The sequence below is a fragment of the Pseudomonas sp. NY15364 genome, assembly GCF_048068235.1.
Lineage (GTDB): Bacteria > Pseudomonadota > Gammaproteobacteria > Pseudomonadales > Pseudomonadaceae > Aquipseudomonas > Aquipseudomonas mendocina_D.
In genome coordinates this window covers 1-24,441 of the sequence record NZ_JBLUPX010000016.1, presented here as the reverse complement: position 1 = coordinate 24,441, position 24,441 = coordinate 1, and the positions used below count along the sequence as shown (strand labels likewise).

Annotated in this window: 38 protein-coding genes; 32 read left to right on the top strand and 6 right to left on the bottom strand. The window is 61.2% G+C overall.

Features of this window, described 5'->3' with window-relative positions; translation table 11 throughout:
• Positions 1-198: 198 nt before the first annotated feature.
• The 5 genes from ACNFCJ_RS14645 to ACNFCJ_RS14625 all read right to left on the bottom strand — a co-directional run bounded on the left by ACNFCJ_RS14645 (position 199) and on the right by ACNFCJ_RS14625 (position 2,860).
• Positions 199-468 (bottom strand): hypothetical protein, encoded by a 270-nt coding sequence (locus ACNFCJ_RS14645; protein WP_416772055.1) that lies wholly within the window; start codon positions 466-468, stop codon positions 199-201.
• Complete coding sequence (locus ACNFCJ_RS14640) at positions 461-613, bottom strand: hypothetical protein (protein ID WP_416772054.1); 153 nt, start codon at positions 611-613, stop codon at positions 461-463. Before ACNFCJ_RS14640 ends, ACNFCJ_RS14645 begins: the two co-directional genes overlap by 8 nt.
• Positions 610-969: a hypothetical protein gene (locus ACNFCJ_RS14635; RefSeq protein WP_416772052.1), complete on the bottom strand. Its 360-nt coding sequence runs from the start codon at positions 967-969 to the stop codon at positions 610-612. Before ACNFCJ_RS14635 ends, ACNFCJ_RS14640 begins: the two co-directional genes overlap by 4 nt.
• A gap of 745 nt (positions 970-1,714) precedes the next feature.
• A complete protein-coding gene (locus ACNFCJ_RS14630) occupies positions 1,715-2,089 on the bottom strand; it encodes a hypothetical protein (protein ID WP_416772051.1) in 375 nt (124 codons plus the stop codon).
• A 45-nt stretch (positions 2,090-2,134) separates the two neighbouring features.
• Entirely contained in the window at positions 2,135-2,860 is a 726-nt protein-coding gene (locus ACNFCJ_RS14625) for a S24 family peptidase (protein ID WP_416772049.1), read from the bottom strand.
• An 84-nt stretch (positions 2,861-2,944) separates the two neighbouring features.
• On the opposite strand from ACNFCJ_RS14625, the gene ACNFCJ_RS14620 reads away from it, so the two are divergent.
• The 18 genes from ACNFCJ_RS14620 to ACNFCJ_RS14535 all read left to right on the top strand — a co-directional run bounded on the left by ACNFCJ_RS14620 (position 2,945) and on the right by ACNFCJ_RS14535 (position 10,886).
• Positions 2,945-3,148, top strand: coding sequence for a transcriptional regulator (locus tag ACNFCJ_RS14620; protein ID WP_322979150.1), 204 nt, complete (start codon positions 2,945-2,947; stop codon positions 3,146-3,148).
• A 2-nt stretch (positions 3,149-3,150) separates the two neighbouring features.
• On the top strand, positions 3,151-3,339 hold the full coding sequence (locus ACNFCJ_RS14615; RefSeq protein ID WP_416772048.1) for a hypothetical protein: 189 nt from the start codon (positions 3,151-3,153) through the stop codon (positions 3,337-3,339).
• A gap of 152 nt (positions 3,340-3,491) precedes the next feature.
• Positions 3,492-4,250: a hypothetical protein gene (locus tag ACNFCJ_RS14610; RefSeq protein ID WP_416772046.1), complete on the top strand. Its 759-nt coding sequence runs from the start codon at positions 3,492-3,494 to the stop codon at positions 4,248-4,250.
• Entirely contained in the window at positions 4,247-4,999 is a 753-nt protein-coding gene (locus tag ACNFCJ_RS14605; protein WP_416772045.1) for a replication protein P, read from the top strand. Before ACNFCJ_RS14610 ends, ACNFCJ_RS14605 begins: the two co-directional genes overlap by 4 nt.
• On the top strand, positions 4,986-5,141 hold the full coding sequence (locus ACNFCJ_RS14600) for a hypothetical protein (RefSeq protein ID WP_185966114.1): 156 nt from the start codon (positions 4,986-4,988) through the stop codon (positions 5,139-5,141). The genes ACNFCJ_RS14605 and ACNFCJ_RS14600 overlap by 14 nt, the downstream gene beginning before the upstream one ends.
• Before the next feature lie 42 nt (positions 5,142-5,183).
• Positions 5,184-5,504 carry a hypothetical protein gene (locus tag ACNFCJ_RS14595; protein WP_349653390.1) on the top strand — a complete coding sequence of 107 codons (321 nt, stop codon included), beginning with the start codon at positions 5,184-5,186 and terminating at the stop codon, positions 5,502-5,504.
• Between the two features lie 2 nt (positions 5,505-5,506).
• On the top strand, positions 5,507-5,740 hold the full coding sequence (locus ACNFCJ_RS14590) for a hypothetical protein (protein ID WP_416772044.1): 234 nt from the start codon (positions 5,507-5,509) through the stop codon (positions 5,738-5,740).
• Positions 5,737-6,078 carry a hypothetical protein gene (locus ACNFCJ_RS14585; protein ID WP_416772042.1) on the top strand — a complete coding sequence of 114 codons (342 nt, stop codon included), beginning with the start codon at positions 5,737-5,739 and terminating at the stop codon, positions 6,076-6,078. Before ACNFCJ_RS14590 ends, ACNFCJ_RS14585 begins: the two co-directional genes overlap by 4 nt.
• Positions 6,071-6,385: a hypothetical protein gene (locus ACNFCJ_RS14580; protein WP_416772041.1), complete on the top strand. Its 315-nt coding sequence runs from the start codon at positions 6,071-6,073 to the stop codon at positions 6,383-6,385. The genes ACNFCJ_RS14585 and ACNFCJ_RS14580 overlap by 8 nt, the downstream gene beginning before the upstream one ends.
• The gene (locus tag ACNFCJ_RS14575) at positions 6,378-6,944 is read left to right on the top strand and encodes a hypothetical protein (protein ID WP_416772039.1); all 567 of its coding nucleotides are present in this window, start codon (positions 6,378-6,380) and stop codon (positions 6,942-6,944) included. The genes ACNFCJ_RS14580 and ACNFCJ_RS14575 overlap by 8 nt, the downstream gene beginning before the upstream one ends.
• The gene (locus tag ACNFCJ_RS14570) at positions 6,941-7,222 is read left to right on the top strand and encodes a hypothetical protein (protein ID WP_416772038.1); all 282 of its coding nucleotides are present in this window, start codon (positions 6,941-6,943) and stop codon (positions 7,220-7,222) included. The genes ACNFCJ_RS14575 and ACNFCJ_RS14570 overlap by 4 nt, the downstream gene beginning before the upstream one ends.
• A 202-nt stretch (positions 7,223-7,424) precedes the next feature.
• Positions 7,425-8,132, top strand: coding sequence for a recombination protein NinG (locus tag ACNFCJ_RS14565; protein WP_416772037.1), 708 nt, complete (start codon positions 7,425-7,427; stop codon positions 8,130-8,132).
• Positions 8,129-8,383, top strand: a complete 255-nt coding sequence (locus tag ACNFCJ_RS14560; protein ID WP_416772035.1) for a hypothetical protein — start codon at positions 8,129-8,131, stop codon at positions 8,381-8,383. The genes ACNFCJ_RS14565 and ACNFCJ_RS14560 overlap by 4 nt, the downstream gene beginning before the upstream one ends.
• Positions 8,373-8,588, top strand: a complete 216-nt coding sequence (locus tag ACNFCJ_RS14555; RefSeq protein WP_416772034.1) for a hypothetical protein — start codon at positions 8,373-8,375, stop codon at positions 8,586-8,588. Before ACNFCJ_RS14560 ends, ACNFCJ_RS14555 begins: the two co-directional genes overlap by 11 nt.
• Positions 8,585-9,334 carry a hypothetical protein gene (locus tag ACNFCJ_RS14550; protein ID WP_416772033.1) on the top strand — a complete coding sequence of 250 codons (750 nt, stop codon included), beginning with the start codon at positions 8,585-8,587 and terminating at the stop codon, positions 9,332-9,334. Before ACNFCJ_RS14555 ends, ACNFCJ_RS14550 begins: the two co-directional genes overlap by 4 nt.
• 88 nt (positions 9,335-9,422) lie before the next feature.
• Entirely contained in the window at positions 9,423-10,055 is a 633-nt protein-coding gene (locus ACNFCJ_RS14545; RefSeq protein WP_416772032.1) for a hypothetical protein, read from the top strand.
• 111 nt (positions 10,056-10,166) lie between these two features.
• A complete protein-coding gene (locus ACNFCJ_RS14540) occupies positions 10,167-10,535 on the top strand; it encodes a hypothetical protein (RefSeq protein WP_416772031.1) in 369 nt (122 codons plus the stop codon).
• Between the two features lie 72 nt (positions 10,536-10,607).
• A complete protein-coding gene (locus ACNFCJ_RS14535) occupies positions 10,608-10,886 on the top strand; it encodes a hypothetical protein (RefSeq protein ID WP_416772029.1) in 279 nt (92 codons plus the stop codon).
• Positions 10,887-10,947: 61 nt separating this feature from the next.
• Here ACNFCJ_RS14535 and ACNFCJ_RS14530 read toward each other — a convergent pair whose 3' ends face one another.
• Positions 10,948-11,724: a hypothetical protein gene (locus tag ACNFCJ_RS14530; RefSeq protein WP_416772028.1), complete on the bottom strand. Its 777-nt coding sequence runs from the start codon at positions 11,722-11,724 to the stop codon at positions 10,948-10,950.
• A gap of 163 nt (positions 11,725-11,887) precedes the next feature.
• Between ACNFCJ_RS14530 and ACNFCJ_RS14525 the strand changes: the two genes are divergently transcribed.
• The 14 genes from ACNFCJ_RS14525 to ACNFCJ_RS14460 form a co-directional block, all read left to right on the top strand.
• Complete coding sequence (locus tag ACNFCJ_RS14525; protein ID WP_416772026.1) at positions 11,888-12,736, top strand: terminase small subunit; 849 nt, start codon at positions 11,888-11,890, stop codon at positions 12,734-12,736.
• Between the two features lie 3 nt (positions 12,737-12,739).
• Complete coding sequence (locus ACNFCJ_RS14520; RefSeq protein ID WP_416772025.1) at positions 12,740-14,356, top strand: terminase; 1,617 nt, start codon at positions 12,740-12,742, stop codon at positions 14,354-14,356.
• 11 nt (positions 14,357-14,367) lie between these two features.
• Positions 14,368-16,650: a hypothetical protein gene (locus tag ACNFCJ_RS14515; protein ID WP_416772024.1), complete on the top strand. Its 2,283-nt coding sequence runs from the start codon at positions 14,368-14,370 to the stop codon at positions 16,648-16,650.
• Between the two features lie 161 nt (positions 16,651-16,811).
• Complete coding sequence (locus tag ACNFCJ_RS14510) at positions 16,812-17,867, top strand: hypothetical protein (RefSeq protein ID WP_416772023.1); 1,056 nt, start codon at positions 16,812-16,814, stop codon at positions 17,865-17,867.
• Positions 17,868-17,899: 32 nt separating this feature from the next.
• Positions 17,900-19,192: a N4-gp56 family major capsid protein gene (locus tag ACNFCJ_RS14505; RefSeq protein WP_416772021.1), complete on the top strand. Its 1,293-nt coding sequence runs from the start codon at positions 17,900-17,902 to the stop codon at positions 19,190-19,192.
• A gap of 60 nt (positions 19,193-19,252) precedes the next feature.
• Complete coding sequence (locus tag ACNFCJ_RS14500; protein ID WP_416772020.1) at positions 19,253-19,735, top strand: hypothetical protein; 483 nt, start codon at positions 19,253-19,255, stop codon at positions 19,733-19,735.
• A 57-nt stretch (positions 19,736-19,792) separates the two neighbouring features.
• Complete coding sequence (locus tag ACNFCJ_RS14495; protein ID WP_416772019.1) at positions 19,793-20,665, top strand: RyR domain-containing protein; 873 nt, start codon at positions 19,793-19,795, stop codon at positions 20,663-20,665.
• A 3-nt stretch (positions 20,666-20,668) separates the two neighbouring features.
• The gene (locus ACNFCJ_RS14490; RefSeq protein WP_416772018.1) at positions 20,669-21,325 is read left to right on the top strand and encodes a DUF6682 family protein; all 657 of its coding nucleotides are present in this window, start codon (positions 20,669-20,671) and stop codon (positions 21,323-21,325) included.
• A gap of 77 nt (positions 21,326-21,402) precedes the next feature.
• On the top strand, positions 21,403-21,669 hold the full coding sequence (locus tag ACNFCJ_RS14485) for a holin (protein ID WP_416772017.1): 267 nt from the start codon (positions 21,403-21,405) through the stop codon (positions 21,667-21,669).
• Positions 21,666-22,217, top strand: coding sequence for a glycoside hydrolase family protein (locus ACNFCJ_RS14480; RefSeq protein ID WP_416772016.1), 552 nt, complete (start codon positions 21,666-21,668; stop codon positions 22,215-22,217). The genes ACNFCJ_RS14485 and ACNFCJ_RS14480 overlap by 4 nt, the downstream gene beginning before the upstream one ends.
• Entirely contained in the window at positions 22,214-22,708 is a 495-nt protein-coding gene (locus ACNFCJ_RS14475; protein ID WP_416772015.1) for a lysis system i-spanin subunit Rz, read from the top strand. The genes ACNFCJ_RS14480 and ACNFCJ_RS14475 overlap by 4 nt, the downstream gene beginning before the upstream one ends.
• 326 nt (positions 22,709-23,034) lie before the next feature.
• Complete coding sequence (locus ACNFCJ_RS14470; RefSeq protein ID WP_416772160.1) at positions 23,035-23,424, top strand: Gp49 family protein; 390 nt, start codon at positions 23,035-23,037, stop codon at positions 23,422-23,424.
• Positions 23,425-23,434: 10 nt separating this feature from the next.
• Positions 23,435-24,040 (top strand): hypothetical protein, encoded by a 606-nt coding sequence (locus ACNFCJ_RS14465; protein ID WP_416772013.1) that lies wholly within the window; start codon positions 23,435-23,437, stop codon positions 24,038-24,040.
• Positions 24,037-24,441: hypothetical protein (locus ACNFCJ_RS14460; RefSeq protein WP_416772011.1), on the top strand; the 405-nt coding region annotated here is incomplete at its 3' end. The genes ACNFCJ_RS14465 and ACNFCJ_RS14460, both read left to right, overlap by 4 nt.

The window sequence follows — 24,441 nt, the reverse complement described above, 5'->3', positions numbered from 1 at the left end:
CATGCAGGCGCCCCAGATGGCGAGCCACACAGCGGCGGCGCGCAGGGTGTCTTTCGTGAAACGGCTCATGACGGCACCTTGCGAGTAATGAACCAGAGGCCTTCTTGGCGTATGGATCGTTTGATCTGGTCGGGATGGGTGAGGCCATCCGCAATGGCGTGACGCATGGCTTCGCCAAAACAGCGGCCTGTGAATGTCTTAAACACTTGGCACCGCCTGGGCGTTGCCCGAATCGCTCGGCGTGGTCGGCAGCAGGCCGTTACGCTTGCCGATGGCGACGATGTGAGCCTGGTAGTCGTCGAACTCGGCATCAGTGATCAGGCCAGTGGCATAGGCCAACTGGTTCATGCCGTCGGCGTGCTCTTTGGCCATGGCCTGAATCAGGATCGGTTGATCGGCGGCCAACACCAGCTTGCCGATGGCCTGGGAGATCAGGAGCTGAGCCTTGGTCTTCTGCCAATCAGACATAAGCCACCTCTGCATCCTGCTCGCGGCACTCGGCCAGCCAGGTTTCGTCATCCTCTTGCTCGGCCAACTCTTCATCGGTGAGCGGGTCGAGGTAGTCGGGATCGCGCGGGTCGAGGTTCCGGCGCCAGTTGTTGGCGCGGATCATTGCGGCAGCCCCAGTGCTTCGTACTTCGCGCCGATGATGCGGCGCTCGACTTCCTCGACCACGAACAGCGGGCGGCACTTCTCGACGTGCTCGGTGATCAGCTTGTCGGCCTGCTTTTGCTCGGCCTTCTCGCCAACGATGCGGGAGACGCACAGGGCATAGCGGGTGTCTTCGTCGAAGCGATCAGCGCAGAACTGGGCGAAGGCGTTGCATAGCTTCGGTTCACCCTGCTGCAGTTCGTTGAGCACCAGGCACTGCATGGCAGTCATCGAACGCTTGCGGGTTTCCTCACGCTCCGGAAGGCCCGGATACGGCAGCGGGTTGGCGCTGTTGATCAGTTCTGGATGCAGGTACATGAGTCGCCTCCGTGTGGTGGCCTTTCGGCTTTGCTTGGAGGCAATTAAACATCGTGTTTATTTGTGCGTCAACACCGAATGTTTATTTTGTTTATTTGTGGCATGATCAAGGCCGGCCGATCTGATCGGCAGAAACGAAAAAGCCCAGCCGGGCTTTGGGGGAGGGAAGTTGTGAGGGAATGCAGGAAAGTGCCGGGGCCATGTATCGGCCCCGGCTTTTGCTGCTAGGTGAGCATGCAGGTGACGATGACAGCCCAGCGCCCAAGGGCAATGAGCTGCTGATGCGTCAGCTTCACGCTTACCTTCAGTGTCAGCGTAATCATGAGTTGTTGCCTCATGGTGTCGCTGGCAGAGCGCTCCACCAACCGACAGGTCGGATGGGGTTCGGATCGGTGCAGTTGAGAGGGTGCCCGTATCGCTGGGCTGCCGTTAACCCAAACAATTGCCCGACCATCCGCCGCGTGGCCACGCGACGGTTGGTTACAAGCAGACACGCTCACGCGTGTGCCTTATCGGAGGCGGCCTCCTGCTTGCGATCCAACTTGGTTGCTACCCCCTGTGGCGCAGTGGGGTAGCAACATTTTTCACCTGCCGATCAATCTGGATGCTAAAGCCCAAGGTTCAGCACCAGGGCAAGAGTGACCACGATAGCGATCCACAGTAGCAGCCACCTGATCGCCCCTTTGTCGCCCCTGGCGAGTGCATCGAAGAACCGAAGCCATTTCATGGCTTGTGGTGATCTCGCTTATCTCATGCGATCAAGGATGGCAATTGCGTTGTCACGTTCTTCTATGAAGAAGTAGCTGGCGAACTGGTAGGCGTCTTGCCAGTTGGGGTGTGCCTGGCTGAAAAATTCCAAGCCTTCGACGATCTTGTCTACCAGTTCTGGTGCAGGTGTCGCAGGCTTGACCACTCCATCTAGTGTCATGGCGGTTACAGTGTGGCGGAGCTTATCAATTAGCTTTTCGTAGGCAATTACGCCTTTGTCACGGCCAAACCATGTTTTCTTGCCAAGATTTTTTGCTGCTCCGGCAAGGGCCATAACCAATTGCGTCAGCGCGTTGTACGTATGCGGTGTTACCAGGCGCATACGCTCTTCCAGCATCTTATTCCCTGCCATTGGCCTACCTCTGAATATGCCTAATTTCCATGGTGCATTAGGTTGCTAGAAGAACATCGCCCCCCAGAAAACGCGCCCGATCACGGTAATTTCATGTCGCTCTATGTCGGCGAGGGAGTACTCCTCGTCCGGGTGTTCGTCACGATTGAAACTACGAAGGCGCAGGCCGCCACCGGGGAGCCGGTAGGCCTGTTTAACGCGTAGTTGACCGCCGTGGTTGATGGCGTATAGGTCGCCATCGATGATGCGGGTATTGCCAACGTCCACGCCGACGGTCGCCCCGTTGCGTAGCACAGGCTCCATGCTGTTGCCGGTGATGGTGACGCAGCGCGCATTTGCTGGATCGACGCCTTGGTTTTTCAGGCTGTACTTTCCAAAGCGCAGCCTTCTCTTCGTGTTGACTTCAACGGACATGCGCCCGCTCCCTGCGGCAAGTTCTACTTCCTTGAGAAACGGCACTAGGACTTCGTCATCCGGCAGTGGGGTATCGTCGTCCCAGGCCTCTATCGGGCCATTCATGACCGCTTCTGCGGTTATCTGGCGAACTGGAGAGCTGCTTTCAACTGGCAGCACGCCATCCTCCAGCCATTCCTGGCTGACGTTTAAGAGTGCGCAGACCTGTCGCACCTTCCCTTTCGGCACGCCGCGAGTCCACCAGTTGTGGATGTTCTGCGGGGCGGGCAGGCCGAGGGTGCTCGCAAAGTCTACAAACGTGATCCCCCTCTCTTCGAGTAGGGAGCGTAGGCGTATGCCTGAATGTTCTTTTTCCATAAACAAAGAGTTTACGCCGCTTGTGCAAAGACATAAATAAACGTATCGTTGATTTGTGTTTATGAGAGAGCTGGCGATCCGTTTATGAAAAAGACACCTCTTGAAACCGCTATCGAGGCGGTTGGGTCAGCCAAGGCGCTGGCCGAAAAGGTTGGCGTGACACCCATGGCAATTACCCAGTGGAAAACACGTGGCGTTCCTGCTCACAGGGTTCGCGCGGTTGTCGATGCGTGCGGCGGCGCAGTCTCAGCCTTTGATCTACGCCCAGACATTTTTCAGGTTGCGTGAGCATGAGCAGCCAAGAGTTTGGGCAGCCGCAACCACAGCAGATTGCTGAAGAAAGCGCGCGCTACCTCGCCGAAATGTCCGCTACCCAGCGCACTCGGCTTGAGCACTACGCGCGCAGCAAGGGCATCACAACCGAACAGGCGGTGACGCAGATCGTTACCGAGTTCCTAGCTGCCGAGGCGTCGCGTTAACGATGGATTGGCTCCGGTGGTGGCACGGGACAGTTACTGACCCGAAGTTTCAGCGCGTTGCGCGCATGTCAGGTGCTTCCGTTGGCGAAGTGCTGGCGGTGTGGGCATGCCTGCTTGAGTGCGCGAGTGCGGTTCCAGAGTGTGACGCGAGCGTGACTGTGCGTGACGGGCGTGACGAAGGCGTGACGAAAACGGTTCGAGTGTCGCGCGGTGACGTGACCAGTTTCGACTGTGACGATCACGATGTTTTGCTCGGTTTTGGCGACGGAAAGACTGCTGCTGTTGTCGCTGCGCTGACTGATCGCGGGTTGATCGTTGGCGGCAGGTTGGCCAGTTGGGACGAGCGGCAGCCGCTACTTCGCGACTCGGCTGGAAGGCGCCAGAGCTCTAGTGCTGCGCGGAGTGCAGCGTATCGGGCTCGCAAAAAAGCAGCGCAACAGTCGTCACAAAATGAGCGTGACGAGAGCGTGACGCGCGACGGTAGCGACGTGACGCGCGACGAGAGTCACGCCGAAGTCACACCAGATAAGACTAGAGAAGACAAGAGTAATACCCCCTTTAGCCCCCCTGGTGACCCGTCACAGGGACAGCCGGCGAAGAAGCCGGCGGCGAAGGCGAAGCCGGAAGGCTCTCGGGCCAAGCCGAAGAAGCCGCTGGCGATGCCGTTCCTGATGACGGCAGACATGTTGGATTGGGCGAAGGACAAAGCCCCGGCGGTGAACCTCGATCGCGAGACGGAACGGTTCTGCGACTACTGGACCGGTACCGGTAAGGCGATGGCTGACTGGCCGTCGACCTGGCGCAACTGGATGCGCCGAGCGCAAGACGATTTGGAGCGGCGCGGCCAAGGCGGCGCGGCGAAGAGTGACCCGAACGATACACGCTGGATCGACGAGGACGACGGGCTATGAAGACCGCGACCGATGTGCTGAAGACGCTGCCGAACCTGCCTGCAGAGCAGGTGCAGGACAACCGCGCGCGGACGCCGAGCGCGGAGACGGCGATGATCGTGAACACGCTGTTCGACGAGCTGAAGTCGATCTTTCCCGCATGGCGCCAGGCCTGGCCGAACGATGCTGCCGAGAAGCGTGCGAAGCGCACCTGGGTGAAGGGCTTCATGAAGTCCGGAATCTTCACCATCGAGCAGCTGCGCTACGGCATCGAGGCCTGCCGCACGCTCGAAACCGACTTCGCGCCCAGCGTCGGTAAGTTCGTGAAGCTGTGCACGCCGAGCGCCGAGGAACTGGGCTTTCCCGCTGATGACTCGGCCTGGCGTGAGGTGGTGCGTCACTGCGCGAACCCTGGCCGGCACAACTGGAGCCATGAGGCGGTGCGCCTGGCTGGCGATGCCGTCGGCTGGTTCAACCTGCGCTGCAGCAGCATTCCCGAAGAGACGCTGCGCAAGCGCTTCGATCATGCGTACTACCAGCTTCGCCGCCGTGCCTCGCTAGGCCTGCCGCTGGAGCAGCCGCGCCAAGGCATCGAAGACCAGAGCGAAGGCCGCGAGCTGACTCCAGCTCAGGCTGAACGCCATAGCGAACAGTTCGCCCAGCGCGTCATGCGCGTGCAGGGCTTGGACAAACTCACCGGAGAACAGGCCCGTCAGCAGTTGCTGGCCAAGCTCCGTATCCGTCGAGGTGACAACCATGAACAACCTTGAACGCCGCCGCTGGCACGCCTGCCGCGTGCGCATCGAAGAACTGCTGGCCGAGGGCTGGAGCATAACCGGACGCGAACCGCTGCGCCTTGAGCTTGGCCGCCGTGTCCTTCTCGTCAAAGGGGGCTGTGTGATCAATGGCTGATTTCGTGATTTTGGCCGTGATCGGCCGGGGAGGTGTGCGGTGATGAATGTGACTGAACTGACGGAACAGGCCGCGCGCGGTGCTGGATACCGGCTGCGTTGGCTTAATGGCGGGTTGGGGTATGTGCCGAGCATTGACGGTGCATCCGCGTGGACTCCGCTGACTGACGACGGGCAATGCGCGCGACTTGAAGTGGCGTGCAGGCTCAGCATCGACGTTACCGAGTTTGGTGTGCTTAGCGAGCGCGTCGATGGTATCGCGTGTTTTGAGGCATTCAGCAAGCACAGCGGCGATCGGGATAAGGCTCGTCGCATGGCAAGCGTCCGAGCTGCTGCTGAGATCGGCAAGGCTGGTGCCAAGTGAACATGCTCACCCATCTGCCAATCCCCCAGAAAGGCCACTTCGACCGCATTGGCTACCTCGAAGGCCGAAAGCACGCGCTCGATATCGTCCGCGATGGCCGGCTGCTGCTCGAACTGCAGGATGGCCGCTCGCAACTTGCCGACCGTTTACGTCAGTGCATGCAGAGCAAGCCTGCCAGCTTCGCCAAGGGCGTGGAAAGCATCATTGCCCTGGTGCAGCAGGAGGTGGTGCAGTGAACGCAGAACAGCAAAAGCGCCTGCACGAACTTGCCCTGATCATGCTCCGTGACGCGCACGGCGAAGACTTCACCGACGAACAGGCCGCCTTGCTGCCGGCGCAGATCGAAGAGTACCGGCGCCTGACCGAGCCGCAGGAGATCCTTTCGCTGCTGGAAGAGAACGGCCGGTTGCGTGCGAACTCTGAGCGGTATCTGTGGATGCGTTCCAGCTTTGTGCGCAACCGAAAACACAGCCTTGTTTGGTATTTGCCGATGCTGTCGCCGCTAACGGCAGATGGTCTGGACGCCAATATAGATGCCGCCATAGCTGCCTCGCTGGAGGTGGCCAATGGCTGACGTCCTCGCATTCCTTGCCGCCCTGCGCGACGTGCACCCGGATATGGCCCGGTACGGCCTGAATGGAGGCTGTTTCAGGGTCTATCTGCTGCTGAAGCAGGCATTCCCCGATGCCGAACCCTGGTACGACAGCGATCACGTCATCACCAAGATCGGCGATCGCTTCTTCGATATCCGCGGTGAAGTCGAGCCGGTGAGCGCCGTTGGCGCCCAGTACCTGCGCATGTGCGCCCTGTGCTTCAACCGCGCCTATGGGTGGGACCAGCCTGCTCTGAACACAGATCAGCAGGGGGTGCGCCATGGGTAAGGCAGCGACAGCCACAACACCCAAGGCCGATACACCAGAGGCCAAGAAGAAGCGCCAGGCGCGTGCCCAGCGTCCGATCTATATGCGCTGGCGTGCTGTAGTCGATCAGGAAACCGGTGAGGTGCTAAAGGCCCTGGTGGCCTACGGCAGCATCGACCGATACCTGTGCAAAGAGCGCGAGTATCGCATCAACGATCAGGTGCGCTGCGAGATCAAACAGCCGCGTAATTACAAGTTTCACAAGCTAGTTCACGGCCTCGGTCGGGTGGTCGCTGAGCAGATCGACAAGTTCCAGGGCCTCGACGCCCACACCACCATCAAGAAACTGCAGCTCGATGCCGGCGTGTGCTGCACCTATGAGGCGTTCGACATTCCCGACCTGGGCCGGGTGACGCGCCTGGTCCCCGAGTCGATCGCCTTCGACTACATGACCGAAGAGCGCTTCAAGGAATTTTGGCGCGGCATCTGCCAGCACCTGATTGCCGTCTATTGGCCGGACATGACGGAAGAGGGCATAGAGCGCATGACCGACCTGATGCCTGGGGAGCGTGAGCAATGAGCCAGTTCAACCCGGGCGATATCGCCATTGTCACTCGCCGTACCCCGACGCTTATCGGCAGCGATCCATTCATTGACGCTGGCGGCCAGGTTGAACTGATTGCCCGTGGTGATCGGGGCGAAGAGTTCACCTTGTACGGCGTCACCTATCGTCTTCTCGCCCCCATGTGGGCGGTAGAGCGGGGCGACATGCGCGCCATAGTCGCCGAGCGCTACCTGATCCCGCTGCGCGGCGACTTCGCCCCTGAGCGCGAGAAGTCCAGCGAGGTACCAGCATGACCGAGCTCTGGAACTGCGAGTGCCACCGCTGCATTCGTGAAAAGAAGCTGGGTAGCCGGAGTGCTTTCGGCTGGATGCCACTTTCGAGCACCAAGATGATCCTCTGCCCGATCTGCGGCAATAAGCGCTGCCCGCATGCAAGCGATCACGCTCTGAAGTGCACCGGAAGCAATGCGCCAGGCCAGCCGGGGAGCGTGTACCAATGACCCTGCGGCGAACAGAGCTGAAGCGCAAGACGCCACTGAAGGCCAAGGCCAGCGGCATTGCCGAGCGCGCACCACGCCAGCGCAAGTGCGCCAACCCAGCCTGTGACGTGAAATTCACGCCCAAGATTGGCCAGAAGGTCTGCTGCTGGCAGTGCGGCCTTGCGATCGCTGATCAGCCTGCCAACCAGAAGAAGGCGCGCATGGCCATCGAGCAGCGGGAGCGGCGCGAGATCAAGGTGCGCAAGGAAAGCCTGCGCAGCTACGGCAGCTACGTGCAAGAAGCTGAAAAATCGGTTCGAGATTACCGCCGAACCTTCGAGATAAGCATCGGCAGCGGCTGCATGAGTTGCGGAAAGTCTCAGGAGGAAATCATTGCGGACCAGGGCTGGAAAACGGGCGGCGCTTTCGACGCTGGGCATTTCCTCGGCAAGGGCGCGCGCCCGGAGCTGCGTCTGCTCGAGCAGAACATCTGGCTGCAGTGCAAGAGCTGCAATTCGGGCTCCTACATGCACGCCCGCAAGGGGCATACGGTCGCCGAGGGTTTTCGCCTGGGCTTGATCGAACGCATCGGCCTGGAGGCAGTTGAAGAGCTGGAAGCTGATCACCGACCACGCAAATACACCATCGACGAACTCAAGCAGATCACCGCCCATTACAAGGCGCTGCTGCGCGACCTGAAGAAGCAACAGGAGGCCCATCTATGACGCTGACCGAGGAACGTGGGCCGGACGGTCGAACCGATGCCGAAAGGCAAGCGGCCTGGCTGGCTGAAGAAGCACGTTTTGAAGCCGGTTTTGCATCGCGTAAGGCTGCCGACTACCACACGCGCTGCCGGGATTGCGGTGTGTTCGTGAAGAAGTCGCGCTGGGTGAAGAAGGACAGTTTCGACGCCATCAAGCACCAGCAGCGCCCGCTGTGCTCGCCATGCTGGAGCGAATACGACCATGAATACTAGGCAGCACCTATACCGGCGCCAGAGCGCCCCAGGTTACGGCGCCTGGATGCAGTGCGACCACTGCGGCGCCACCCAGCACAGTGGTTACTACTGGCTGGCCGGCTTCAAGAGCAAATCCGAACCGCCGTGCTTCGAGTCGATGGAAGTCTTCGGCAGCGAGTGGGCAAACAGCGCAGAGCGCACCCCAGTGGAGAATTGGAAGTGACCGAAGCAAACAAAGAGCGCGATCCCATCCGCGATATCGCACGCCAACTGGGCATACAGACTTTCGGCGATGGCCTACTGCTCAAGATCCGAGAAAGCATCGACTGCCTGCGTAGTCAGGCGCAAGCCTGCGGTCAGTACCGTGAGGAAATGGGGATAGTTCAGCGGCAACTGGACAAGTTCCACAGTCAGTTGCACGGCATTCCGGCTCTGGCAGAGATCGAGCGCCTGCGTGCCGCGCTGCATTCGTGCGCCAAGGCTTCATCTGCTGCAGAGGTCTGCTTGATCGTCGACGAGGCGCTGGCCGCCACCACGGCGCCGGAAGTGCGGCAGGAGGCGGTACCAGAGGAAACCCCGCACATCATCGTATTCGACGACGCTGATCGCCCGAACGAAATGTTCTCCGGCGCCGGCGCTCGGCCTGCTGCGCTTCGACGTTGGCAGCAGATATCGGTGTCGTGGAATGCGCACCTGTTTGTTCGTGTTGAGCGCAACAGCAGGGACGATCCGTATCCCTGCGCCAGGCTGGCCGCCCAGGTGAGCCGCATCCCTGCCGGCCTATACGCCGAACTCGAAGCCCTTCGCACTCTGCGTGACGCCACTGGCGTGTACCTGCAGGGCTACATGCGCGACGAGATCGAGGACGAGGACAACTGCGTCAATGTCGACCAGCACGATGCAGCCTGCAGCGTGAAGTCAGCGCTGGATAACGCCAGGGCGCTGGAGTGGAAGGGCGGCGACAAGTGAAAGACCCAGTATTCCAGGCCTGGCTGGCCGAGCAATGGCGAATCCTGCGTGAGCAGGGGCTTATCCGCGACACAGGGGAGAGCGAGCGATGACAGCGAAGAAATCATCGACACAGGTCGTACTCGACGCACTGCGCGACCTGCACCAGCAGGAGCAGATCGTTACCCGTGAAACGCTGCATGAGTTGACCGGCCTGAAGCTGTCGATCATCGACGACCGGCTGAAGGCGCTCATTGAAGAAATGTTGATTGTCAGGGTCGGCAGGGGAGTGTTCGTTCCAGCAGAACAGCATCCACCTGCTCGCCCCATGAGCAAGACGCTGCTGCCGGATGGAACGGTGAATCTGGAGATCGGCGATCAGGTGCTGATCCTCACGCCGGCCGAGGATCGCATGCTCGCCAAGATCCAGGCAGGGGTAATGATGCAGGCCGCCACTATCGAAGTCGGGCATCAAGCCGCGTTGCTCAACGGGGAGATACAGGGGCGCCTTAATCGGGTCGAAAGGACTATCGGAAAGGCGGCTGGAGGGGAATTACAGGGCGTCACATTGGATGGAGTTGTGACGCTTGGAGGCGTCACACATGTGACGCCTGGTGTGACGCATGAGCAACTGCAAGGCATGCCTGTAGCGGCTCAAGGAAAGCAGCGCAGCCCAGGCGCTAAGCGGACTGCACGTTGGCGAGAGCGCAAACTGGAGGCGGCGCAGAAAGGCGTCACTTAGGCGTCACATGTGACGCTTTGGCTGTGACGCTTGTGTGACGGTCGGTTTTAGGTGGGAAGGGGCGCAAATCGCCCGCTCAGATTTCACGAACATGCCCTGGAGGCAATCACTGTGAGCAATCCAATCCAAGAAATTGACACCCAGCAGCAGGCGAAGATGACCCCCATGGTCGTCCACTACGCGCTGCAGTCATCCGAGCAGGGTGATGATCCGGTCGCCTTGTTCTCAGTCGAGATCGATGGCGGCAGTCTGAGCACTGCCTGCCTGGTACCCGATGCAGATCCTGCTGCCCTTGGCTCGATGGCCGGCATCATCTGCAACCACATGCACATGAACGCCAAGCACTTCCCTGGTGATGATCGCGCGGAAGAGCGCACCGAGCGCCGGCATTTGCAGTATGGCAATGGGCAGGCTGCCGGTCAGGCGGTGCCGCTGATGGGCGAGTTCGATGTGACCTTCACGCCGAACGACCCCCTGTAAGGTTTGAACTGGCAGGGATGCCAGCGAAACACTCGGACTGCCAACTACCTCAACCTGTCGAGGCGTCCGAAGATGAAGAAAGTCCTGCTGTGCGTTATCGCGATCCTGTATCTGTCCAGCGGCCTGGTGTTCGCTGCACCGGTACCGGCCGACCACCTGGCCTTCAAGGCCTACGCTGACCAGCACATTGCGGCCGAGGCCAAGCGCAATCTGGCCGAGGTGATGCAGCCTCGCAGCCTGGAGAGCAAGCGAAGCCCCGCATTACGCAGTGACATGCGCATCGCCAGTGCCGGCATGGTGTTCAATCGCACGAATGACCAGGTGCTGCACTGGGCACGATCGAGCGCCTGACCCACCGATGCAGAGAAAGCCCGCCGAGTGCGGGCTTTCTTGTCTTTGGATGATTAGTGATTCAGCTACCAAGCTTGTGGGCATGTATGGGGGTGCGGATCTCTTCGGAAAGCGCTGACAAAGCTTCTTCGAGCGATTCCTTGCTCTGCATGGACTCTCGTGGAATTGCGTTGATGTGAAAAGGCCAGTCATCCACGATAAACCCGTGCTTGAGCAGGAAACTGATACAAAGCTTTCCTTCATGTTCATAGCTGAGAGCGTATGCCGCATCATCCGTATACACTTTGCCGTTCAGCATCTTGGTCGATTTCGTTATTTCTGTGTGGCCTCGCGTTGCTTTGGCAATGAATTGCTCGGGAGCCTTTGCGCGTTTTGCTTTGAAGATGGCGTCATTCGTCAAAAGCAGGATATCCATCCTGTCCGATAGGTCGGAAAAAGGATTAAGAGACGAGTTGAGGGAAGAAAAATCGTCGATGACTACCGAGGTGGCCTTTAGCCCATCCACCACTAGCGGCGGGCTGAACTCTTTGAGCGTGATGAAGGATTTCGACTTAGCGAATCTTGCGATGATCTGGTAAACGATCAGCGGCTTGTCTTTGAGGTTTGCGATTGAAATGTCGGTTACACCTGTGGCGCGATTGAGCCGGTGCGAGATTTTCGCCCTACAGACTGCTGCATGCCCCCATTTGCTGATAGCTGTCTTGATGACGAATACACCGCCAATGATGGCCATGATGTTTCTGGCATCGTTCAGGTCCATCAGTCCCGTAAGGATTGAGTAGTCGAGCGATCCGAAGAATGACGAGACCGTGTTTAGTGCCGATGTGATGTATTCCATGATGAACCTTGTATCTGGTTTCCCTAGAAGCTCGGCATGGTAGCTCAGTGATATCTAGATGGCAGTACAGGCGCAACGCCTGGCCAAAAAACGCTGGATAGGCCGTAGACAGCACCCCCTGTAGGGTTCGACACCCTATCCCCCGCCCGGAAAGACTCCGGGCATGACCACGAAAGAGAAGGGCGCCAAGCCCGCACCCAAGAAGCCAGTGAAGAAGCCGGTAGCCAAGAAGAAGGCTGCCGGCTCGACTGCGCGTGTGCGCAATACCGTGAAGGTGCATAACGCCGAGGTAGCGTTGACTGCGCTGCAGGTTCGATTCGTTGAAGAGTATCTGGTCGACCTGAACGCCAAGCAGGCTGCGATACGTGCTGGATACAGCGAGAAGACGGCTGCAGTCGTTGGATGCGAGAACCTAACGAAACCTAATATCCAGGCGGCAATTGCTGAAGCGCGGCTGAAACAGCAGCAGCGCACCGAGATCACTGCTGATCGTGTGCTGCGCGAGGCGTGGAATCAGGTCACTGCCGATGCTCGCGAGCTGACCGAGTTGGTGGTTGTGTGCTGCCGGCATTGCTACGGCGAAGGGCACATGCGCCAGCGCACCCAGATCGAACGCGACTATGCGTACAAACTGTGGGTGGACGAGGGCGAGGATCCCGAGGATTTCCCAGAAGACGGCGGCGTTGGCTTCGATCCGAACCGCGAGCCGTTCCCTGGCTGCCCGGAATGCGGTGGTCACGGCTACCCGCGCGTGGTGCTGAAGGACACCCGCAAGCTGTCGCCTGGTGCTGCATCGCTGTATGCCGGCGTGAAGCAGACGAAGTTCGGCATCGAGATCATGACGCACTCGAAAGATGCGGCCATGGAGAAGCTGTTCAAGCACCTGGGCTTGTACGAGAAGGACAACCAGCAGCGCGTCGACCCGCTGGCCAGCCTGTTGCACTCGATCGCCAGCGGCAATTCGAACGGGTTCAAGCCGGTGGCGCACGACCCAGAGCATGGCGAGGACTGATCCATGGCCATGCGCGTGACGCACGACACGCCGCTGCAGCCTCTGCCGACCAATGCAGAGGAACTGGCACGCTGCCTGGCTGACCCTGAGTGGCGACTGTTCAGCGGCGCGCTCTACAAAATCATGATCAAGGGCGACGACAAGGTCGACGAGCTGGGCAACATCGTCGAGGAAGGCGAGTCGTTCGTGATGCCGTTCAAGCCGAACCGGGCGCAGAAGCGGTTCCTGAAGCGGCTGTGGCACCGCAACCTGATCCTGAAGGCTCGCCAGCTCGGCTTCACGACGCTGATCGCCATCCTGTGGCTGGATCACGCGCTGTTCAACGCCAACCAGCGCTGCGGCATCATCGCCCAGGATCGCGAGGCGGCCGAGACGATATTCCGCGATAAGGTGAAGTTCGCCTACGAGAACCTGCCTGACGAGATCCGTGAGCGCTTTCCGCTGGCCAGGGATAGCGCGGTCGAGCTGCTTTTCGCGCACAACAACAGTTCTGTGCGTGTGGCGACCTCGATGCGCTCCGGCACGATCCATCGCCTGCACGTATCCGAGTTCGGGAAGATCTGCGCCAAGTACCCGGACAAGGCGCAGGAAGTGGTCACCGGTTCGATACCGGCCGTGCCAACCAATGGCGTGCTGGTGATCGAGAGCACGGCAGAAGGGCGCGAAGGCGAGTTCTTCAACATGGTGCAGATCGCCCAGAAGAACTACCGGGACAAGAAGCCGCTCACGCCGAAAGATTACCGCTTCCACTTCTACGCCTGGTGGCAGGAACCCAACTATCGCCTGCCGATGCAGACGGTACCGGTCGACCGCGGCCAGCACGCCTACTTCGACAAGATCGAAGCGCTGATGGACTGCAAGATCGACCCGGACCAGCGCGCCTGGTACGTGGCCACGAAGCAGGCCGACTTCGCCGGCAAGGAAGAGCGGATGTGGCAGGAATATCCTGGCACGCCCGATGAAGCCTTCCAGATCAGTACCGAAGGCAACTACTACGCCGAGGACATGCAGGCCATGCGCAAGCGCGGCGGCATCACTCGCGTGCCAGTGCTCGACGTGCCGGTGAACACCTTCTGGGATATCGGCAACAGCGACGGCTGCGCTGTGTGGTTCCAGCAGGAACTGCGTGGCGAGGATCGATTCGTCGACTACTACGAAGAGCACGGCAAGGATCTGCGCCACTACGCGCAGGAGCTGAAGGACCGCGGATATCTGTACGGCACCCACTACCTGCCGCATGACGCCGCGCACAAGCGCCTGGGCGATTACAACCGCAGCGTGCTGGAAATGCTCGAGGATCTGCTGCCCGGACACACCTTCGTCATCGTGCCGCGCATCACCGAGTTGATCACCGGCATCCAGCAGACCCGCAAGCACATGAAGGGCTGCTTCATCGACGAAGTGGCGTGTGCCGACGGCATCAATCGCCTGGACAACTACCGCAAGAAGTTCAGCCGCTCCGAAAACCGCTTTCTCGACAACGCTCCGAACAAGGCCAACGGCTGCAGCGAGGGCGCAGACGCCTTCCGTCAGTGGGCGCAGGCCAAAGAACTGGACATGCTCGGTCACCAGGGCCAGCAGTCGTACACAGAAGCCCCAGCACCTGACTGGCGCACGTGAGGAACCACCAGATGGACGCTACCGCACTCAAGCACCCCGAGCAGGCCGAAGAGGCGAAAGACGAACTCGCGCTGACGCTCGACGAGTACACCGAGATCATGCATGAGATTGAGGAACAGCCGAAGTGGCGCGGCACCGCCGACAAGGAAATGGACTACGCGGACGGCAACCAACTCGATGGCGAGCTGCTGGCCAGGCAGCGGGCGCTGGGTATTCCGCCGGCAGTCGAGAACCTGATCGGCCCGGCACTGCTGTCGATCCGTGGCTATGAGAGCGCAACTCGTACTGATTGGCGCGTGACGCCGGATGGCGAAGTGGGCGGCCAGGACGTGGCCGATGCGCTGAACTACAAGCTCAACCAGGCTGAGCGGCATGCGAAGGCCGACGACGCCTGCAGCGATGCATTCCAGCCGCAGATTGCGGTCGGCCTTGGATGGGTTGAGGTGAAGCGCGAGAGCGACCCTTTCAAGTACCCCTACCGTTGCAGCGTGGTGCACCGTAACGAAATCCACTGGGATTTTGCCGCGATCGAGAAGGACTTGAGCGATGCGCGCTGGTTGCGTCGTCAGCGCTGGCTGCTGCCTGACCGTATCGCTCGCGTGTTCCCCGAGCACAAGGAACTGATCCTGGCGATCGGCAAGCATGGTGCCAAGTGGTGGATGGACACGCCAAGCGCTGCAAATGACGGCGGCGATTCGACTGGTTTGCACAATGCCTGGGCCGAGGCGCGCGCATGGACCGTGCAAGAGGAACGCTGGTACAACCCGACCTCGAAGGAGATCTGCCTGGCCGAAGTCTGGTACCGGCGCTGGGTTGAGGTTGGCGTCATCACCGCGCCCGATGGTCGTGTGGTCGAGTACGACGAGAGCAACATGGCGCATCAGGTGGCTCTTGCCAGCGGCATGTCGACCTACAGTCGTGCCGTAGTGGCTCGCGTGCGTCGTAGCTATTGGCTTGGCCCGCACCGCTTGCACGATGGACCGACCCCGTACACCCACCGGCATTACCCCTATGCTCCGTTCTGGGGCTTCCGTGAGGACGGTACCAGAGTGCCATTCGGTTACGTGCGCGACATGATCTACCCGCAGGACAGCCTGAACAGCGGTATCAGCAAACTGCGCTGGGGTATGGCCTCCGTACGCACCGAGCGCACCAAGGGCGCCGTGGATATGAGCGATGCCCAGTTTCGCCAGCAGGTGGCGCGTGTCGATGCCGATATAATTCTTGATCCAAAGCACATGAATCAGCCGGGTGCCAGGTTTCAAGTGCACCGTGACTTCCAGCTTAACCAGCAGCAATTCCAGATGCTGCAGGACAACCGCTCAGCGATTCAGCGCGTCTCGGCGGTGACTACTGGCTTCATGGGCAAGGAAGGTACTGCCACCAGTGGCCGGCAGGAGGCGATGCAGATCGAGCAGAGCAACCAGGCGCTGGGCGTGATGATGGACAACTTCCGCGCCGGCCGGACGCTGGTTGGCGAAATGCTCCTGTCGATGATCATCAAGGATCTCGGCGCGAAGCAGCAGACGATCATCATCGAGGGCGATGCGGTGCGAGAGGATCGTACCGTGGTGATCAACAAGCCGGAGCAGGACCCGGCCGGCTACACCTATCTGTCGAACGACTTGCAGCGGACTCGCCTGAAAGTAGCTCTGGAGGATGTGCCGAGCACCAACAGCTATCGCGCGCAGCAGTTGGCCGCGCTTTCCGAGGCCGTCAAAAGCCTGCCGCCGCAGTACCAGGCCGCTGTGCTCCCGTTCTTGGTCAGCCTCATGGATGTGCCGTTCAAGCGCGATGTGGTCGAGGCAATTCGCGCCGCTGGCGAGCAGGAATCGCCGGAGCAGGTCGAGCAGCGCATCAAGCAGGCGGTGGACGAGGCCCTGGCCAAGTCAGGCGTAGAACTGAAGATGCGCGAACTGGCGATGAAGGAGGGCAAGACAGACGCCGAGATCGAGAAGATCCGTCGCGAGTCGGTGCAGATCGGCGTGCAGGCCGCGTACTCGGCTATGCAAGCGGCTGCCCAGGTCGCGCAGATGCCGATGATCGCCCCGGTGGCAGACGAGATCATGAAGGGCGCCGGCTACGAACAGCAGCAGGGCGACGATCCAAACTTCCCGCAGGCCGATGCTACTGCGGCGATGAACATCAAGACGCCGTATGTGCAGCCTGGCGGGCCTGATGCTATGCCTACGGTGCGCGAGAACACCAGCCCGGCCTTCCCGCCGGTACCCGCTGAGCCCGGTACCGGAATGCAGGGAATCGAGACTGCCAGCACCACCGACAACCTCGCCTGACCTGAAAGCCCTACAGAGCTGACCCCCTGTAGGGTTTTTTCTTTTCCGATCCCCTCGCGACACTCGTTCGCAAGCCAGGTGCGACCTGGCGATGCGCGAGGCGGCGACGCCTCGTAACTGCTGAACCCATTGCGGCCACGGCGATATGTGGCGGGACAGGCATGAATCCGAACGAGTTTATCCAGCAACACGCACCGAACGGTGAGATGACGGCAGAGCAGGCCGCCCAGCTTCTTGAGCTGGCGGATATGGGCGATACCGGGGAACCGACCCCGGAAACTGGCAGCGATACGCCCGCCGCTGCTGCTGCGGAAGCCGAGCAAGCCACTGACGGCGCACAGGCAACTGACGACGTATCGAACACCGATGACAACGCGGCAAGCGTTGAGGCGGAAGATCCGGCCAAGTCCGTGATCATGGCGAAGGACAACGTCCACACCATTCCGTATCAGCGCCTGCAGGAAGCGCGAGAAGGACGGCAGGCAGCGGAAGCCCGCGAGCAGGAGCTATTGCAGAAGTTGCAGGGCGCCCAGCAGGAGCTGGAAGCGCTCAGGAATCAAGCGCAACAACGGGCGGATGCAGGGATTGCGCCGACCGACGCCGACAAGAACCTGGCAGCCGCTGAGGCAGCCATGGATGCCGGTATCGACCCGGATATTTTCGGGGATTTCTCCCCGGAAGCGCTGGCCAATGGCGTGCAGGCCTTGATCGCCAAGAGTGCCCCGGCACTGCTGGCAGATCTGGTGAAGCAGCAAGTGGCCCCCCTGCAGCAGAAGCAGCAGATGACTGAGCAGGAAGCTCACGCGCAGGCGATCTACGCCAAGCACCCTGACCTCGATTCGATTATCGAGAGCGCGGAGCTGGATGCGTGGATCGAGTCGCAGCCCGGTTTCGCCCGCAGCGCTTATCGCTCGGTGATGGAGAAGGGCACTGCGGCCGAAGTTATCGAGTTCATCGACACGTACAAGGAAGCCACTGGGAAAACTCAGGCAGCAGCCGCGGCGCCCGCAAGTGCAGGCGTTCAGGCAGCAGCCAAGCAAGCCGTGGAAGCGGCAAAGCCGGCGGTACCTGTAAGCCTCTCGGACATTCCGGGCGGTCGAGCAGGCCCGGCCACTGGCCACGAAGCCCTGGCGAACTTAGGCGCTGTAGATCTGGCCGAGTCCTTGATGGACAAGAGCCCGGAACAGATCGAGGCATTTCTGAACCGGAGCGTCTGACGCTCCGTGTCCCGTGATCAAGGAGATTCACCGTGACCGACAAGACTCATATGCGCTACGGCGACCCGCAGGCGATGGTCGAGCAGGCCGTCGGCCTGTTCGCTACCCACACCCAGCGCAATACCACCATGAACCGCCTCACCGGCAAGATGCCGAAAGGTACCGCTGGTGCCGAGGCTACCCTGCGCAAGCAGACCACCCAACACATGCCGATCGTGCGCTGCCAGGATCTGGGTAAGAGCCGCGGCGATGAAGTTACCTTCCACCTGCTGAACCCAGTAGGCGGCTACCCGATCATGGGTAGCGAGTACGCCGAAGGTCGCGGTGTGGGCATGAAGCTGTCCGAGGACAAGCTGCGCGTAAACCAGGCGCGCTTCCCGATCGACCTCGGCGACACCATGACCACTATCCGCAGCCCGGCCGACTTCCGTCGCTTGGGTCGCCCTGTCGCGCAGGCGAAGATGGATGCCTATGTCGACCAGAGCCTGCTGGTGCACATGGCTGGTGCCCGTGGCTTCCATGACAACATCGAGTGGGCTGTGCCTACCGAGCAGCATCCGAAGTTCGCCGACATCATGGTCAACCGCGTGAAAGCGCCGACCAAGAACCGCCACTTCATCGCCGACGGCGGCAACGGCATTAAGCCGTTCACTGTGAACGCTGGTGAGGTCGACCTGACTACCACCGACCTGTTCAAGATGGACACCGTGGACGGTGTGCGTACCTATCTCGATCAGGTGGCACTGCCGCCGCCCCCGGTGATCTTCGAGGGTGACGCCGCTGCCAACGACTCGCCGCTGCGCGTGATGCTGGTGTCCGCTGCTCAGTATAACCTGTTCGCAGCCGATCCCAACTTCCGCCAGTTGCAGGCCAGTGCAATGGCGCGTGCCCAGCAAGCCAAAGGCCACCCGCTGTTCCTGGGCGAGGTCGGTCTGTGGAATGGCGTGCTGATCGTGAAGATGCCGAAGCCGATCCGTTTCTACGCCGGAGACACCATCCGCTACTGCGCGGCCAGCAACAGCGAAACCGAAAGCGCCTGCATCGTGCCTTCGAGCTTCGGCACTAACTTCGCCATCGACCGCGCCATTCTGCTGGGTGGCCAGGCCGTTGCCGAGGCGATGGCTGCCAGCGAGAAGTCGAAGATCCCGTTCTTCTGGAGCGAGAAGGATCTCGACCATGGCGACAAGGTGGAACTGCTGCTGGGTGCCATTCGTGGCGTTAGCAAGATCCGCTTTGCGATCGAGACGGGCAACGGCGTCGAGTTCACTGACTACGGTGCCACCGCGATCGACACCGCCGTGCCGATTATCGGCGCTCGCAAGTGATGGGCTGGGCCGGGTAACACCGGCCCGCCTTTACTGAACCCCATTGAAGGAGAGCCCATCATGGCCAAAGTAACCCTGAAGCAGTACGGCAACCGCCAGTTCGGCGGTGCGGCCGGTGCCTACGGCAACACCACCACCCTGAAGTTCGCCCTGGAAACCGGTGCCAACGGTGCCGCCCTGAACGCTGATTCGACTGCAGCGATCGCCACTGGCGATGTGGTCGACCTGGGCCCGCTGCCGGAAGGCATGCGCCTGGACGATGCATCGATCCTGATCAGCACCGGCATGACCGCCACCATCACCGGCTCGCTGGGCTTCGCCTACGAGGATGGTGTGGATGACGCTGCCGTGCCGCAGGATGCCGCGTACTTCGGTACCGGCTTCGCCCTGGCAACTGCTGCGCGCCTGCGTGCCAACGCGGGTAAAGCCCTGAAGACGCTGGCCAAGCCGGCACGCCTGATCCTGACCACGGCTGTCGCTGACAACGCCAAGGCCAGCAAGATCGAGGTGCTGGTGATCGGCGAGCTGCAAGGCGCCCGCTGATACGCAGCTTGGGAGGGGCTTCGGCCCCTTTCTTTTTCCGCAAGGTAGGACACGAACATGAAAGTCATCGTAATTGCTGGTGCTGCTCACGCGCTTCTTGCGTCGATCAGCCAGGTGTTTGGCGATACCGCTGTCGCCTGGGAAGATGCCGGCGAGGGCTATCAGCAGGGGGTCATTGCTGGCGTCACTGCGTACTTCGAGAATCCAGACCTGACTCCTGAGCTGGAGCACCAGAAGTGGGTCGAAGCCAAGCAGGCTGACGGTTGGGTGCATGGTGAGGCGATCGATACGACGCCGAAAACCCACCCGTTGCTGTTGCCGTTTGCTGAGTTGCCTGTAGAGCATCGTGTGAAAGCCACCATCCTGCATGCCGCCGTGCATGCGCTGAAGGATCTGCCGGACGCTGATGAAGCGGCTGCCGTTGCCGTTGCTGCTGCGCTGGCCAAGGTCCCCGCAGGTCAGGCAGCACCGAGCGCTCCGGCTGGCCCGGGCAAGATCGTGGTTGTCTACATCGGCCGCAAGCCGACCTACAGCGATCACCTGTATGGCACCGGCCTGAGCTTCACCCAAGGCCAGGAACGCGCCATGCCGGCCGATATCGCCCGCAAGTTCCTGCGTCACCCCGACATGTTCGAGGAAGGCAGCGCCAAGGCCGTCGCCGATGCGCCTGCACAGCCGGACAAGGTCGAGGACAAGGATGAAGACGACGACACTACTCGCCAGTTGGCTGAAGCCAAGAAGCTCGAGGACGAGGCTCGCGACAAAGAAAACCGCATTCTCGACCTGAAGCAGCAGATCAACATCATGACCAAGGACTCGCTGGCCGAGTACGCCATGACCAACTACAAGCAGAGCCTCGACAAGCGCAAGTCTGTCGCCGAACTGCGCCAGGTGGTCACCGGTATGATCGACCAGTTCGGGGTGGTGTGATCCATGACTCTCGACGAGCTGAGCAAGGATTTCAGAGTCACCGCACAGGACACGGTACAGCCGTTCCTGTTCGATCAGTCTGACGTTGCGCGTTGGCTCATTGAGGCAGAGCAGGAGGCCTGCATTCGCGGGCGCCTGCTGCATGATGCGAGCTTCGAGATCGATATCGCTGCTGGTGAATCCGTTTACCCGCTGAGCCAGGCGCTGTACGAGATCGATCACCTGGGTCTGCTTGAGGCAGGTTCAACCGATCGATGCCCGGTGAAACTCGTTTCGCGCGAATGGCTGGATGACAACCTGCCAGGCTGGCGCGACCGTACCGATACTCCGCGCTTTGCCATCCAGAGCGACACCAGCATTCGCCTGGTACCGACGCCGCGGCTCGGTGCCACGCTGAAACTGGAGGGCTACCGCCTCCCAGTCCGCGGCCTCACCGCCGACAAGTCGTCGAAGCCAGAGATCAACCCGGCCCATCACCGGCATCTCGTGCACTGGGCGCTGCATCGCGCCTTCAGTGTGCCCGACAGCGAGACGCTGGACCTCGGCCGCGCCGATGCCGCTCTGGCTGCATTCACCGCCTATTTCGGCGAGCGCCCCGACAGCGACCTGCGCCGCATCACCCGCCAGGATGTTGAGCACCACAACAAAGCCTGGGTCTGACCCCCTGTAGGGTTCGCCACTGTCCGTTCCGCTTCATAGCATCCCGTTAACGCAGACCAGCCAGCACGGGAGCTAGCATGGCACTTCAAATCAGCGAAAGCACCGTGGACACGGTGGCTGTTTCGGTAACAAACAAGAGCATGCTCGGTGGCGCCATTGCAGGTGCCTTTGGCTGGCTGGCTCAGATCAACTGGATCGGGCTGTCTGGTGTGCTGATTGCGCTGCTCGGCCTGGCCGTTAATTTCTACTTCCAGCACAGGCGCGATAAGCGCGAGCAGGCCGAGAGCCAGGCCAAGATCGAGGCGCTTCGCGAGCGCTGCAGCATCGAAGGTCGTTCGCAATGAGCCGGGTTCGCGTTCTGGTCACCTCCCTGGTGCTGAGCGCTGCAGGGTTCGCCGGCTGGATTGCCAGCGAAGGCGATAGCCCGGTGGTGCAGCAGAACGGCGTCGAGCTGCTTGCGCCGCACATCCCCACCAAAGGCGACGTGCCGACCATCGGCCACGGCTCGACACGCTACGAGGACGGTACGCGCGTCACCCTCGCAGATCCTCCCATCACCCGCGAGCGCGCCGAGCAGTTGGCCAGGGCGCTGCATAGCGAGGAAGAGCGCCGATTCCAGGCCTCGCTGCCTGGCGTGAAGCTGTTTCAGGAGGAATACGACCTCTACCTCGACTTCATCGGGCAGTACGGCATAGGAAACTGGCGATCGTCCTCGATGCGCCGCCATCTGCTGGCCGGCGAATACCCGAAGGCCTGTGACGCGCTGTTGAAGTGGCGCCGGGCTGCTGGTTACGACTGCTCGACACTGGTGAACGGCAAGCCCAACCAGCGCTGTTGGGGCGTATGGACTCGCCAGCTTGAGCGTCACGCCAAGTGCTGGAGCGTCCAGTGATCCGCGCCCTGGTTGTCGCCTGCGCCGGTCTGGCTATTGCCCTGGCGCTGCTATATCTGCGTCTCGACACCGTGGCGCTCGAGCGTGACAACGCCGTGACTCTGGCCAAGCAACACGCTGCGTCGGTCCAGTCGCTACGCAACACCAACCGCCTGCAGCGCGAACTGGCCAACGACCAGACCGCGCGCGAAGACGCCTTCTTGAAGGGGAAACAACGTGCTGAAGACCGTGCCGATTCTCTGCATCGCTGCCTCGCTGACGGTACTTGCGGGCTGCGAGTCGCTGCCACCTGCCCCGCAGTGCGAGTGGACGGAGCCACCGCCGCTGCCGGCGAGCCTGATGCAGGAACCCCAGAACTTACAGCCGCTGCTCGACGAGCTTATCCAGCCCTCGTTGCCGGCCTCGAAGTCCAGCGCGACCAAATCCTGAAGCTGCAGGAGCAGCTCGTATCCCTGCACAGGCAGTGCAAGATCATCGGAGCACCACAATGACCCGTATCACTCCCACCGTCGGCCGCGTGCTGCACTTCGTTCCCACCGCCGACTATATGGCCAGCCGCAAAATGGCTTTTGGTAATCCGGCGCAGCCGCTGGCGGCGGTTATCGCCTACGTCCACAGCGACACCATGGTCAACCTCACCGTCTGGGACCAGAACGGTGACCAGTTCAGCGTGTGCAGTGTGCCCCTGGCGCAGGAAGGCTGCGACGTGATTGTCGGCAGTTTCTACGCGCAATGGATGCCGTATCAGAAGGGGCAGGCGGCTAAGACTGAGCTAGCCGAGAGTGCGCTTGGCCTTGCTACTCAGGCGTTCGATCAACTGGTCAAAGTCGGCTGCGATGCCATCGAGCAGGAAATCCAAGCCAAGGGTCTGGCCGCACCGCGCGTCACGCCGGCCGATATCGACGCGAACATTGCCAGTGAGCGCTATTTCACTGCCGCGGACGGCGTGCTTGGCGCCTACCGCAATGGCGGCGACGTGCATCCGCATGGAGTCACGCCTGGCGCCGATGAAAGCCAGGCACTTGGCCTGCTGACCTTCTGCGTACTGGTGCTGCGCAACGGTTTCACCGTAACCGGTGAGTCGGCCTGTGCCAGCCCGGAGAACTTCGACGCTGAGATCGGCCGCAAGATTGCACGCCAGAACGCAATCGACAAACTGTGGCCGCTGATGGGCTACGCCCTCAAGGAACGCCTGAGCGGCGAGTAAGGAGACTGGCATGTCGGCGCCTGAAATCCCCATCACCATCCAGCGCGGCAAGACGTTCGAGTTCGGCTTTCTGTACGCCGAGGACGAGCTGCTGTATCTGCCAATCACCGGCATGCCGAGCAAGGCGCCTGTGCGGTTGACGGTAGAGGGGCACGGCGTGCCGGACGGCTGGCCGGTGCAGGTCACTTGCGTGAAGTCGCCGGCCGAGCTCAATACGCCTGACGACGAAAGTCAGATCGCCAAGCTGGTGGACGTCGACACCATCGAGCTCAACGCTCTGAACGCGCACTGCTGGAAGGCGTTCAGCGGTTCCGGCCTGCTGGTGCTGAACAAGCCAATGGATCTGACGGGCTGGCACTGCCGCGCCCAGGTGCGCGATCGCGTCGGCGGTGAGGTGCTGTTCACCTGGCACAGCGACCCGGCCGAGGATCCGGATGGAGAGATCGAGGTCGACCTGGCGCGCAGCACCTTCGTGCTCAAGATGGATGCAGCCACTGCTGCGGCGCTGGAATGGAAGCGTGGCAAGTACGACGTGGAGGCGATCGCGCCTGGCGGTGAAGTCTACGCCCTGACAGCAATCAGTGACGTGGAAGTGACCGACGAGGTGACTGCATGAGCCGGGTTATCGCCATTCGCCAGGGGCAGCCTCGCGCGGTGATCATGGCAGGCCTGCGTGGCGCGCCAGGTACCGGTGGCGTTAGCAGCTTCAACGGGCGCACTGGCGTCGTATCGTTGACCGGCTCCGATGTAACCACTGCGCTTGCGTATACGCCGGCGGATGCCGCAAGCCTGGCAACTGTGGCCACCTCTGGGGCGTATGGCGACCTTTCGGGCAAGCCGTTTATCCCTGCTTTGCCGGGCGATATCGGTGCCGCAACGGCAGTACAGGGCGCCCTGGCCGACTCTGCCGTACAGCCTGCCGACATTGCAGACGTGGTGCGCGACGGTGACTCGCGGCTCAGTGACTCCCGCACCCCGACTGGCGGCGCCGGCGGCGTGCTGTCGGGCAGCTACCCA

Excerpts from the sequence above, each read along its gene's own strand:
- ACNFCJ_RS14545 (WP_416772032.1), top strand. The coding sequence starts at position 9,423 with ATGACAGCGAAGAAATCATCGACACAGGTCGTACTCGACGCACTGCGC.
- ACNFCJ_RS14595 (WP_349653390.1), top strand. The coding sequence starts at position 5,184 with ATGAATGTGACTGAACTGACGGAACAGGCCGCGCGCGGTGCTGGATAC.
- ACNFCJ_RS14615 (WP_416772048.1), top strand. The coding sequence starts at position 3,151 with ATGAGCAGCCAAGAGTTTGGGCAGCCGCAACCACAGCAGATTGCTGAA.
- ACNFCJ_RS14480 (WP_416772016.1), top strand. The coding sequence starts at position 21,666 with ATGAGCCGGGTTCGCGTTCTGGTCACCTCCCTGGTGCTGAGCGCTGCA.
- ACNFCJ_RS14495 (WP_416772019.1), top strand. The coding sequence starts at position 19,793 with ATGAAAGTCATCGTAATTGCTGGTGCTGCTCACGCGCTTCTTGCGTCG.
- ACNFCJ_RS14645 (WP_416772055.1), bottom strand. The coding sequence starts at position 468 with ATGTCTGATTGGCAGAAGACCAAGGCTCAGCTCCTGATCTCCCAGGCC.
- ACNFCJ_RS14490 (WP_416772018.1), top strand. The coding sequence starts at position 20,669 with ATGACTCTCGACGAGCTGAGCAAGGATTTCAGAGTCACCGCACAGGAC.
- ACNFCJ_RS14570 (WP_416772038.1), top strand. The coding sequence starts at position 6,941 with ATGAGCCAGTTCAACCCGGGCGATATCGCCATTGTCACTCGCCGTACC.
- ACNFCJ_RS14590 (WP_416772044.1), top strand. The coding sequence starts at position 5,507 with ATGCTCACCCATCTGCCAATCCCCCAGAAAGGCCACTTCGACCGCATT.
- ACNFCJ_RS14580 (WP_416772041.1), top strand. The coding sequence starts at position 6,071 with ATGGCTGACGTCCTCGCATTCCTTGCCGCCCTGCGCGACGTGCACCCG.
- ACNFCJ_RS14465 (WP_416772013.1), top strand. The coding sequence starts at position 23,435 with ATGTCGGCGCCTGAAATCCCCATCACCATCCAGCGCGGCAAGACGTTC.
- ACNFCJ_RS14640 (WP_416772054.1), bottom strand. The coding sequence starts at position 613 with ATGATCCGCGCCAACAACTGGCGCCGGAACCTCGACCCGCGCGATCCC.
- ACNFCJ_RS14530 (WP_416772028.1), bottom strand. The coding sequence starts at position 11,724 with ATGGAATACATCACATCGGCACTAAACACGGTCTCGTCATTCTTCGGA.
- ACNFCJ_RS14510 (WP_416772023.1), top strand. The coding sequence starts at position 16,812 with ATGAATCCGAACGAGTTTATCCAGCAACACGCACCGAACGGTGAGATG.
- ACNFCJ_RS14635 (WP_416772052.1), bottom strand. The coding sequence starts at position 969 with ATGTACCTGCATCCAGAACTGATCAACAGCGCCAACCCGCTGCCGTAT.
- ACNFCJ_RS14520 (WP_416772025.1), top strand. The coding sequence starts at position 12,740 with ATGGCCATGCGCGTGACGCACGACACGCCGCTGCAGCCTCTGCCGACC.
- ACNFCJ_RS14485 (WP_416772017.1), top strand. The coding sequence starts at position 21,403 with ATGGCACTTCAAATCAGCGAAAGCACCGTGGACACGGTGGCTGTTTCG.
- ACNFCJ_RS14630 (WP_416772051.1), bottom strand. The coding sequence starts at position 2,089 with ATGGCAGGGAATAAGATGCTGGAAGAGCGTATGCGCCTGGTAACACCG.
- ACNFCJ_RS14500 (WP_416772020.1), top strand. The coding sequence starts at position 19,253 with ATGGCCAAAGTAACCCTGAAGCAGTACGGCAACCGCCAGTTCGGCGGT.
- ACNFCJ_RS14525 (WP_416772026.1), top strand. The coding sequence starts at position 11,888 with ATGACCACGAAAGAGAAGGGCGCCAAGCCCGCACCCAAGAAGCCAGTG.
- ACNFCJ_RS14535 (WP_416772029.1), top strand. The coding sequence starts at position 10,608 with ATGAAGAAAGTCCTGCTGTGCGTTATCGCGATCCTGTATCTGTCCAGC.
- ACNFCJ_RS14575 (WP_416772039.1), top strand. The coding sequence starts at position 6,378 with ATGGGTAAGGCAGCGACAGCCACAACACCCAAGGCCGATACACCAGAG.
- ACNFCJ_RS14620 (WP_322979150.1), top strand. The coding sequence starts at position 2,945 with ATGAAAAAGACACCTCTTGAAACCGCTATCGAGGCGGTTGGGTCAGCC.
- ACNFCJ_RS14600 (WP_185966114.1), top strand. The coding sequence starts at position 4,986 with ATGAACAACCTTGAACGCCGCCGCTGGCACGCCTGCCGCGTGCGCATC.
- ACNFCJ_RS14605 (WP_416772045.1), top strand. The coding sequence starts at position 4,247 with ATGAAGACCGCGACCGATGTGCTGAAGACGCTGCCGAACCTGCCTGCA.
- ACNFCJ_RS14565 (WP_416772037.1), top strand. The coding sequence starts at position 7,425 with ATGACCCTGCGGCGAACAGAGCTGAAGCGCAAGACGCCACTGAAGGCC.
- ACNFCJ_RS14555 (WP_416772034.1), top strand. The coding sequence starts at position 8,373 with ATGAATACTAGGCAGCACCTATACCGGCGCCAGAGCGCCCCAGGTTAC.
- ACNFCJ_RS14515 (WP_416772024.1), top strand. The coding sequence starts at position 14,368 with ATGGACGCTACCGCACTCAAGCACCCCGAGCAGGCCGAAGAGGCGAAA.
- ACNFCJ_RS14625 (WP_416772049.1), bottom strand. The coding sequence starts at position 2,860 with ATGGAAAAAGAACATTCAGGCATACGCCTACGCTCCCTACTCGAAGAG.
- ACNFCJ_RS14560 (WP_416772035.1), top strand. The coding sequence starts at position 8,129 with ATGACGCTGACCGAGGAACGTGGGCCGGACGGTCGAACCGATGCCGAA.